General features: G+C 47.0%; 9 protein-coding genes. 5 read left to right on the plus strand and 4 right to left on the minus strand.

What is annotated here, in order from left to right; all coding sequences use genetic code 11:
• Positions 1 to 52: 52 nt before the first annotated feature.
• The 3 genes from WBV27_RS07320 to WBV27_RS07330 all read right to left on the minus strand — a co-directional run bounded on the left by WBV27_RS07320 (position 53) and on the right by WBV27_RS07330 (position 3,086).
• Positions 53 to 739, minus strand: a complete 687-nt coding sequence (locus WBV27_RS07320; protein WP_424200755.1) for a polyphosphate polymerase domain-containing protein — start codon at positions 737 to 739, stop codon at positions 53 to 55.
• Positions 740 to 957: 218 nt separating this feature from the next.
• Entirely contained in the window at positions 958 to 2,388 is a 1,431-nt protein-coding gene (locus tag WBV27_RS07325) for a sensor histidine kinase (RefSeq protein WP_424200757.1), read from the minus strand.
• Positions 2,385 to 3,086, minus strand: coding sequence for a response regulator transcription factor (locus WBV27_RS07330; RefSeq protein ID WP_424200759.1), 702 nt, complete (start codon positions 3,084 to 3,086; stop codon positions 2,385 to 2,387). The genes WBV27_RS07325 and WBV27_RS07330 overlap by 4 nt, the downstream gene beginning before the upstream one ends.
• A 214-nt stretch (positions 3,087 to 3,300) precedes the next feature.
• On the opposite strand from WBV27_RS07330, the gene WBV27_RS07335 reads away from it, so the two are divergent.
• From WBV27_RS07335 to WBV27_RS07355, 5 genes are all read left to right on the plus strand, one after another.
• Positions 3,301 to 3,801 (plus strand): GNAT family N-acetyltransferase, encoded by a 501-nt coding sequence (locus WBV27_RS07335; RefSeq protein ID WP_086987431.1) that lies wholly within the window; start codon positions 3,301 to 3,303, stop codon positions 3,799 to 3,801.
• 223 nt (positions 3,802 to 4,024) lie between these two features.
• Positions 4,025 to 4,918 carry a GRP family sugar transporter gene (locus tag WBV27_RS07340; RefSeq protein ID WP_424200761.1) on the plus strand — a complete coding sequence of 298 codons (894 nt, stop codon included), beginning with the start codon at positions 4,025 to 4,027 and terminating at the stop codon, positions 4,916 to 4,918.
• Between the two features lie 289 nt (positions 4,919 to 5,207).
• Positions 5,208 to 6,020, plus strand: a complete 813-nt coding sequence (locus WBV27_RS07345; RefSeq protein ID WP_424200763.1) for a motility protein A — start codon at positions 5,208 to 5,210, stop codon at positions 6,018 to 6,020.
• Positions 6,017 to 6,799, plus strand: coding sequence for a flagellar motor protein MotB (locus WBV27_RS07350; RefSeq protein ID WP_424200765.1), 783 nt, complete (start codon positions 6,017 to 6,019; stop codon positions 6,797 to 6,799). Before WBV27_RS07345 ends, WBV27_RS07350 begins: the two co-directional genes overlap by 4 nt.
• Positions 6,800 to 6,964: 165 nt before the next feature.
• Positions 6,965 to 7,873, plus strand: a complete 909-nt coding sequence (locus WBV27_RS07355; RefSeq protein ID WP_424200767.1) for a patatin-like phospholipase family protein — start codon at positions 6,965 to 6,967, stop codon at positions 7,871 to 7,873.
• 282 nt (positions 7,874 to 8,155) lie between these two features.
• Here WBV27_RS07355 and WBV27_RS07360 read toward each other — a convergent pair.
• Positions 8,156 to 9,187: 5-methyltetrahydropteroyltriglutamate--homocysteine S-methyltransferase (locus WBV27_RS07360; protein WP_424200769.1), on the minus strand; the 1,032-nt coding region annotated here is incomplete at its 5' end.

Below are 9,187 nucleotides of genomic sequence, written 5' to 3' on the forward strand. Positions count from 1 at the left end.
GGCACGATTTCCTAAAATTCTTTCAGGGCTGAACGAACCCGTTCCGCTTTTCTCAAATTTGGTTTAAATGTCGTCCGATGACGTATTTTGAATGCGAGGTGCTGTTTGTTTCTTCTGTCTGCACCAGACTCTGGATCCAACCCGGCAGATAATTGTCGAATTTGACTTCCAGTACGCAGTCGATTCCGGGTTCCCTGATTCCGATACGGCCATCGTGGAAGAAAGAGGATACTTGCGTGCTGGCGTGCATATCAAAATCCAGTGTGATGCGCGTGTTCCCGGGGCCATAGGCGAAAGCTTCCCGTTCATAAGTGATGATTACTTTTGGTTCCATGCATTGGCTTTTGCTCTTTGCATAAAACTCTTGGAGCAATGGGTGACTGGCATCAGCAAGGCAGTCATATTTTTTTTTGATAAGCTGGTCAGCAATTTCTTTCGTGATGCAGGCGCTCTGTTTGTAACCGACTGCTCCGTCCTTGACTTTTTTTTCTAGGCGGATAAAGGAAGCGTCATTGTTGTAATAACGGATCCGGAACTTCTCGCGGTAACTTCGGCCATCCTCTTTGTCCCAATAAGCATCATCATAAATCGTGTCAAAATAGAGGCTCCTGATGCTGTAGCTGTTGCCTACTGAATTCTCGTCATGCTTCAGGACCTTTCTCAGCCGACTTGTGAGGATGACTTTGTTCTTTTGGGAAATTTCATGTTTGAATTCATTGCGGTAGCATATTTCGCTCATAACGCTCGACCTCGTTTCTTGTTTCTCTTGATGTCCTTATTCTATGCCGATTCGGGAAACAATTCTCCGTAAACAGGGCAGAGAGTTGTTGCAAAAATGGAGCAAAATGAGCGGAAAGATGCGTAAAGTTGAAAGAGTTCCGAATTTAACGACAAAAAGAGACCGAAACGCTGGCCTATGGGGGCGGTCAGTGTTTCGGTCCATGTTCTCATATTCTATTAATTGGATGTATGTTGTTGCGGCAGGATGATCGTGAAAGTTGTTCCTTTTGCGGAGGACATGACTTCAACGCGTCCGCCGTAGGTCTGAACGATCGATTGGACGATGGAGAGTCCGATGCCATGCACGCCTTTGTTGCCTTTGTAGAAGCGGTCGAAAATATGTGGCAGGTCTGCCTTGGAAATCGGTTCGCCATCATTGTAGATGGTAATCATGATCCGGTTGTCTATCTCTTTGCAGCCCAGGCGAATGATGCCTTTTGCGTAACGCAGGGCGTTGGAGATAAGATTCTGGAAAGCCCGTTCAAAATCTCGCTCATCGTAATGGAACAGAACAGGATCCTTCTGGAAGTCGAACAGCACCTGCAGATTTTTTTGATTGCTGACGCTGGCGTAGCGTTCAGCTGTATAGGCCAACGTCTCGCGGATGTCGTTTGTGCTGGTCAATCGGTCTGAAGAGCGGGTCTCCAGGCGCGACAGGTAAAGGATATCCTCTACAAGTGTGCCCAGTTTGTCGGTTTCGTTTTTGATCGCGATGGCACCTTTTTTGTCATCGATGATGCCGATTTCGATGCCTTCCGCATTTGTCTTGATGATCTGCAATGGTGTCCGCAGTTCATGGGAAGCGTTCTGGAAGAACGTACGCTGATCGGCGTCGTACAGCTTGAGTTTTTTTGTGGTCTCGTTCATGGTAGTCTTCAGTTCATGGAGCTCCAGATCGATGAATTCCTCATCAATCGTTTGATAGTTTCCTTCACCGATTTCTTTTGCGAACAAGGCCAGCGTCTGCAAAGGCTTCGTGATCCTTGAAACGAGCAGGTAGGTGATGGTGGCGATGGTCACCAACCCGATCAGCATGATGATCAAAAGGATCTGATTCAGGTTCTGCTCGAAGACGAACAGATCGGACATGTTAAGGAAGAATACCGCGTAGGTACCTTCCTCCTCGGCGTTGGGGGCGATGGAATAGTAGTAGAGATTATCCTCCAATTCCAATTTCCCATCGGCTGTCAATGCCAGTGTGATGTCGGAATTTTCCAGTCCGGAAACGAAATTCGTCAAGGAATCATCTTCACTGAACCCTGTGTCCTGAATTTGCGGGAACAATATTTCAAAATCTTCGGAAATGATCGTCTTTTGGACACTGGATGCGAAGGCTGTATGCGGTTCTTTATTCTTGTCCCTTGGCTCATCCACGATGATTGCATCCGATGCAGCGGGCTCCGGTTCCAATTTTTTGTCCTCGTCGAAGGGACGCTCGATGTAATCTTGTCTCGCTTCGGCAAGCAGTGAGGCCGCTGTCGTTTCGATGTACTGGGTGAAGAAAAAATTGAACACCAGATAAATGAAGGCAAAGACTGCCGCCAATAATAAAGTGACGGTCGTCAGAAGCCGGATCTTCAAACTTTTTTTTGATGTCTTCATCTTCATCTTGCAGACGACTCCTTCACGGTGAAGCCGAATCCCCAAACGGTCTCGATCTCGACTGTGGAACCGGCCAGTTTTTTGCGCAGCCGTCTGACTGTATCATCGCAGGCCCGCGTCTCGATGTCCTTGCCGTAGCCCCAGATCGAGTCCAAAAGTTCGTCCCTGGAAACGGCACGGTTTTTGTTTTCTATGAGATAAACGAACACATTGTATTCATTCGGTGTCAGGTTGAGGGAGACACCATTCTGTTTGACGGACATGGCTGCCAGATCGATTTCGATATCGCCGATCCGCAGCGTCGCTTCTTCCTGACGGGAAGGCAGGCGTTCCTGATCCATCTTGATGCGGCGCAGCATCGCTTTCACGCGCATATTCAGGGCGATGGCACTGAACGGTTTTGTGAAATAATCATCACTCCCAAGGTTGATGCCCGTCGCATAATCCATATCGCTGTCTTTTGCGGTCAGGATGATGATCGGAACCGAACTGGCGTCGCGGATTTTTTTTGTGATCTCGAAACCGCTCGATCCCGGCATCATCACATCCAGGATGACCAGGTCCGGTTGTTTGTTGAGGAAAGCATCATAAAGCAGGTCGCCATTCGGAAAGTCGGAGACCACATAGCCCTCGCTCTCCAGAAACGTCTTCACCGTCAAACGGATGCCATCTTCATCTTCTGCGATATATATTTGTTCATTCATAATGTTATCCACCCCATTCTTGTATCCAGTATAACCGATTTTCATTGGGAAGATTACGAAAAACTGCGGCAATCCTGCAGAAATTGGAACAGGGAAACACTATTTGCATACTCTCGTGAAAATAGATGGCACATCGCTGTGACAAACTGGTAAAATAGCGTATAGTCCTTCGAGAAGTCGGGCTGTGAATCTTTGATTTTTGGAGGAATAAACTATGACCCTTACACATAGAAACGCAACTTTGGACGATGTGGAAGATATCGTCGCCATCTACAATCAGACGATATCCAGCCGGATGGTGACGGCTGACTTGGAACCGGTGACCGTTAAACAAAAAATGGGCTGGTTCCTGGACCATTCGCCCAGCTACAGACCAATCTGGGTTTTTGAAGAGGATGGGAAAATCTGTGCTTGGGTGAGCTTTCAGGCTTTCCACGAGCGTGCCGCTTATGACAAGACGGCAGAATTGAGCATCTATATCCATGAAGACTACCGCGGCAAAAAAATGGGTACGCAGATCATGGAAACAGTATTGGCTGCTTGCGAAGAGCTAGACATCACGAATCTGGTCTGCCTCATCTTCGGCCACAATGCACCAAGCATCGGGCTGATGAAAAAATTCGGTTTTGAACAATGGGGATATTTACCGAGAGTGGCCGAACTCGACGGCATCGAGCGCGATCTCGTCTATATGGGCAAAAGAGTGCGCGACTAAACCTTGAAGCGGCAGCTTAGGGGATTAACATCCGTTGCCGGTTCCGTTTTGCAGGTACAGAAACACGCTTCAGTTATCTATCGTAAGCGACAATGTTGACTGCCGCTTATGATGAGTCTATTAATATATTGTTAACATCGCGTTATTTTTATTGCATTCTCCATCCTTCCAGTATAATTAGTAAGTAAGTTTTAGAAATTATTTTATAAAGGATGGATGGAGCATGTGGTTTTTATTTGCGATTGTTTCCGTTTTGGCCTGGGGCACAGCGGATTTGTTTTATAAAAAGGGGAGCGATCCGAAAGATAGATACAGTTATCTGAAGATCGTCATCATGGTCGGTGCGGTCATGGGGATCCATGCAGTCTATGTCATGCTGACTTCGGGAGTGGTCTACGACCCGAGCAACATGATCACGTATCTGCCTGTATCGGCTTTGTACATCTTATCGATGGCGGTTGGCTATGCCGGATTGCGTTTTCTGGAATTGTCGATCTCTTCACCTGTACAGAACTCGTCCGGAGCAGTATCCGGCTTGTTGACTTTCATTTTCTTGGGTCAGTCCATGACCGGCCTTCAATTTTTCGCGGTAGGACTAATCACGGTCGGAGTCATTCTGCTGTCGGTATTCGAACAACGGTTTGCAGAGGCGGAACGGAAAGAGAACAAGGAAATGGTTGACCGGAAATATAAGTACGGCGCAATCGCTTTGTTGTTCCCGCTGGGGTATGCGTTGATCGATTCGCTGGGGACTTTCGCGGATGCGTGGGTCTTCGACAGAGGGATGGACGAAATGCAGGCGAACATTTCTTATGAATTGACTTGGCTGATTGTTGCCATTATGGCTTGGATTTATCTTGTCCGGATCAAGAAGGAAACCTTCGCTTTGCGCGATCAGAAAGACCGCGGTTTGGCAGCCATCTTCGAAACATTAGGGCAGTTCTTCTATGTTTTTGCGATCAGCGCGAACGCAGTCATCGTTGCACCGCTCATTTCTTCCTATAGTATGGTATCCGTCATCCTTTCGCGGATTTTCCTGAAAGAAAAACTGACCGCAAAACAATACGCGGTCATCGCGATGATTATGGTAGGGATCTTTATCTTGGGATTCGAGTAAACCTAACGATGAAATGACGAATTGCGGCGCTGAAAATGCTGTATTGTATGTAATAGAAGAAGAACACTTTTCCTCACCAAAATGAGGGAGGTGTTCTTCTTTTGCATATGCGCCCTATTTGTCGGCTTTGATGGATTAAGATGTCAGAGCTATTAGGATCCTCCAAACTGCCTCCATTACAGAAAAAAATTGGGTAATCATTGCGAAATGTACTTAATAATTCAGCTAAATTGCCGACAATGATATCGTATGACTATGCGATATCATTATAAACGGAGGTAAAAATTCAATGGGTGTCATAATTGCATTGGTGGTAAGCTTTGGCGCGTTAATTATAGGTTTTTTAGGAGAAGGCGGACACGTTGGTGCATTGATATCATGGACACCTGCCCTGATTGTTTTTGGTGGTACAATAGGAAGTTCCATGCTCGCTTTTCCTGTGAGCGATCTTAAAAAAATAGGGCGTATTATGAAATCAGGATTATTGTATGAGCAAGGGGATTTAAATCAACTGGTAGCATATTTTTATGAATTATCAGTCAAAAGTAAGAAAGACGGCCTCTTGAGTTTAGAATCAGAAGTATCACTGAATCCGGATGCCGATCCTTTTTTGAAAAAAGGGATTCAATCGCTGGTTGATGGAGAATCACATGAATCGATAAGCGATTCGCTTGGTAATGAAATCGACCGTATAGAAGAGAGGCATAAAATTGGGGCCGGTATATTCAATTCTGCAGGCGGGACAGCACCAACCATGGGGATTGTGGGCACCGTTTTGGGGCTGGTGCATGTACTTGAAGGGTTGGCTGAAGCAGATATGTCAAGTTTAGGAAAAAGCATTGCATCGGCTTTCCTTGCAACATTATACGGATTAGCAAGTGCAAACCTTATTTTTCTGCCGATGGGTAACCGATTGAAAATAAACAATCAAAAAGAGCTTTTAGAAAAGGAATTAATATTGGAAGGCATTTTATTATTAGAAAAAAGGGTGAGCCCAAAAACTATTCAAGAAAAATTAATGGGTTTTCTGAATGGCGATGAAAAAGACGGTATAAGTGGTTCAAATACGACTGTTGCTAAAGAAGTGGTGAGCGCTACATGAGCAGGCGCAAGAAGAAGGAAGAAGAACACGACAACAGTGAAAGATGGCTTCTTTCATACGCAGACTTTATCACTTTATTAATGATTTTTTTTGTTGTCATGTATGCGATGAGCAGGATGGATCAAGGCAAATCTACAGAGTTAAAGCACTCCATCAGCGCTGAATTCGGCGCTATATTTGATGACAATGGCGGAGAAAAACCAGTCGATATGGGAGTCGAAACAGCATCGGAGCAACCTTTAGTGCAGGCGAATCCGCAGACAGGGGAAAATGAAGAGGGCGCGACTTTATCTGAATTCGAAAAAGAGGAGCAGGTCAAGGAACTGATTGATGAATACATAGCCGAAAATTCATTGTCGGATGATATCACAACCTCGATTGAAACAAGAGGATTGGTCGTAAGTTTCAATGGTTCGATGTTCTTCGAAAGCGGCGAAGCAGAGATTAAATCAGAACAGATCCCCAGTCTTGTGGAAGTAGCTAAATTACTGAATCAACCTTTCTTGAAACAGAGTTATATAAGGGTGGAAGGCTATACAGATAACGTACCCATGAAGAATGAAGAATATGATTCGAACTGGGATCTATCGGTAATGCGGGCAAGCAATGTTGCAAAAGTGATAATCGATCAGTCCGGTATTGATCCGACAAAAGTATCTGCAGTTGGATATGGCGAATATCGTCCAACTGGAGATAACAAGACTTCCGAAGGCCGCGCCCAGAATAGAAGGGTGGACATACTAATTCTGAATTCGGAGTTCAACGAGACTGAGATATGATTGCAAGAGAACGGTCTATAGAGGTGGCAAAAAAGCAGCCAGTAGGTTGCTTTTTTGCGTTGTGGCGATGTACCTTTGGGCTTCAGCGTTCTTCCTTTTTGTGGATTCCGCTGAAATAAGCGATAATTATAGTAGAAAACTATTTTTTGAAGGAAGGGAACGCATATGGAATCGCCGCAACAAGGAGGAAAAGGGAAGGGATTGTTTGGGCTCAGTCTGGCTGGAGGAGGCTTGAAGTCCTTTTCGCAGCTTGCCGTCCTTCATGATCTGGAGAAGCATCATGTGAAAATCGACGCAGTTGCAGGCACTTCGATGGGAGCGGTCATAGCGGCTTTGGTGGCCAGCGGACTAACGGCATCCGAAATCGAGGAAACCTTATTGGACGAGGAAAGGGAATTTGCTGATCGCGGGGTCTTCAGCAGGCCCGCCTATCTGCTCTTTCAGCATGTTCGGGAACACAATAACGGTTTCGTTGAACTTCAGAACCTGCAGCAGATGGCCTGTCAATTATTCGAAAAAATAGGCTGCCGGATGCTTTCCGATTGCCGTTTGCCTGTCGCAATCACGACAGTTGACATCCATACAAGCGAACTGATTGTTTTCACCAACAAACCCGAGTTTTTCACGAGTCCAACCGGAGATTGGCTCATCTATCCGCATGATATCGAATTGGGGATGGCCGTGGCGGCATCCTGTGCGTTTCCGATGATTTTCTCCACCGCATCCTTAGACGGGAGGCAGTTGGTCGATGGCGGGGTGATGATGAATTTGCCCATTCCGCTGTTTGACCGTTCGCTCTTCAGTGTGCTGCTGTCCGTGTCAATGATCTATGATGCAGTCGACCGTCAACTGGCTTCGCCGTTCAATGTCGCAATCCAAAGCCTGGATATCCTGATCCGGCAAATGGACCGCCAATTGACGAAGCAAGCGGACATCCAGGTGAACTTTCCGATTGAACCGCAGCTTGTCTTTAAGGTGGGAGCCGGTGCGGAAGTCATCGCCATCGCTAATGAGATGCTGCGGAATAATCCGATCGACTACGATCTGCTGGAAAAGCATCGGCAACAGGGGTGAAGCCGGATGCAAATGAGATAGGCAGCCAAACGGGAGGAGGCTCGTAGCTCCGGCGAGAGCGATCCAATCGGAGTAACGGGAGAGTGAGAACTCCTGTCCTCCGGCGGACAACGTCTCACCGGAGGACACGGAAGAAAAATCAGCTTGAACTCCGGCGAATCAAGCCTCACCGGAGTTCGGGCTGCCGATTGCCGACCGTCAGCTGGAGCTTCCGCCATCCAGGTTAAATCAACCAAAAAAACGCACAATCGGCGACCGATTGTGCGTTTTGATATTCTGCTTCTAGTCTTCGGGCCAGACTTCTTTGGCGATTTCCACGACATGGTGTACTTTAGCCCATTGTTCTGCTTCCGTCAGCAAATTGCCTTCTTCGGTGGAGGCGAATCCGCATTGCGCGCTCAACGCCAATTGATCCAAAGGCACATATTTGCTGGCTTCTTTGATGCGGGCTTTGATTTCTTCTTTGTCTTCCAGTTCCGCCGTTTTCGAAGTGACCAGCCCCAGGACGATGCGGCCGTGACCTTTGAAGAAGGCAAGCGGCTCGAACCCGCCGGAACGATCGGTATCATACTCCAGGAAGTAACCGTCAAAGCTTGTTTGTCCGAACAGTTCTTCTGCGATCGGATCATAAGCGCCTTCCAATGAGTGATGGGATTTGTAGTTGCCGCGACAGACATGTGTCGTCAAGACAAGATCAGCAGGTTTTGCTTCGATGATGGCTTGAACGTTCTCAGCAGCAACGCGTTTGGAAGCTTTGTACTCTTCCGAATCATTCGCGAAATTGCAAAGGAAGCCCCAGTGCACATCGTCCAATTGCAGGTAACGGCAGCCTAGGTCGTAGAAAGCCTGGACAGTGTCGATGTAGGCTTGTTGCACATCCGCTTGGTACGCTTCAACCGATGGATAGATCTCTTCGTTGCGGTAGCCTGGATAGAAAACTTCGTTCGGGCTAGGGATCGTGAATTTCGCCACGCCTTGGTCACCGACGATTTCGTTCAATGATTTGAAAGCAGCCAGGAAAGGGTGGTTCGGATTGAAGGAGATTTTGCCGACGTTGCGGAAAGCGTACTTGCGGACTTCCACATCCCCGAAATCATAGCCGTGTTCCGGCACATAGCCTTCAAATCCGTTCAGGTTTTCGATGAAATCGATATGCCACCAAGAGCGGCGGAATTCACCATCAGTGAAACCTTTCAAGCCGTTTTCCTTTTGGTCTTTGACCAGTTTCGTGATTTCTTCCGTTTCCACTTGGTCCAAAGCGGCTGCGTCGATTTCGCCGGCTGCAAATTTCAAGCGTGCTTCCTTCAATGGTTC

It is taken from the genome of Trichococcus sp. (assembly GCF_049589555.1).
GTDB lineage: Bacteria > Bacillota > Bacilli > Lactobacillales > Aerococcaceae > Trichococcus.

What these genes read in the sequence shown, in the direction of transcription:
- WBV27_RS07320 (WP_424200755.1), bottom strand. Translation starts at nt 739, where the DNA reads ATGAGCGAAATATGCTACCGCAATGAATTCAAACATGAAATTTCCCAA.
- WBV27_RS07325 (WP_424200757.1), bottom strand. Translation starts at nt 2,388, where the DNA reads ATGAAGATGAAGACATCAAAAAAAAGTTTGAAGATCCGGCTTCTGACG.
- WBV27_RS07330 (WP_424200759.1), bottom strand. Translation starts at nt 3,086, where the DNA reads ATGAATGAACAAATATATATCGCAGAAGATGAAGATGGCATCCGTTTG.
- WBV27_RS07335 (WP_086987431.1), top strand. Translation starts at nt 3,301, where the DNA reads ATGACCCTTACACATAGAAACGCAACTTTGGACGATGTGGAAGATATC.
- WBV27_RS07340 (WP_424200761.1), top strand. Translation starts at nt 4,025, where the DNA reads ATGTGGTTTTTATTTGCGATTGTTTCCGTTTTGGCCTGGGGCACAGCG.
- WBV27_RS07345 (WP_424200763.1), top strand. Translation starts at nt 5,208, where the DNA reads ATGGGTGTCATAATTGCATTGGTGGTAAGCTTTGGCGCGTTAATTATA.
- WBV27_RS07350 (WP_424200765.1), top strand. Translation starts at nt 6,017, where the DNA reads ATGAGCAGGCGCAAGAAGAAGGAAGAAGAACACGACAACAGTGAAAGA.
- WBV27_RS07355 (WP_424200767.1), top strand. Translation starts at nt 6,965, where the DNA reads ATGGAATCGCCGCAACAAGGAGGAAAAGGGAAGGGATTGTTTGGGCTC.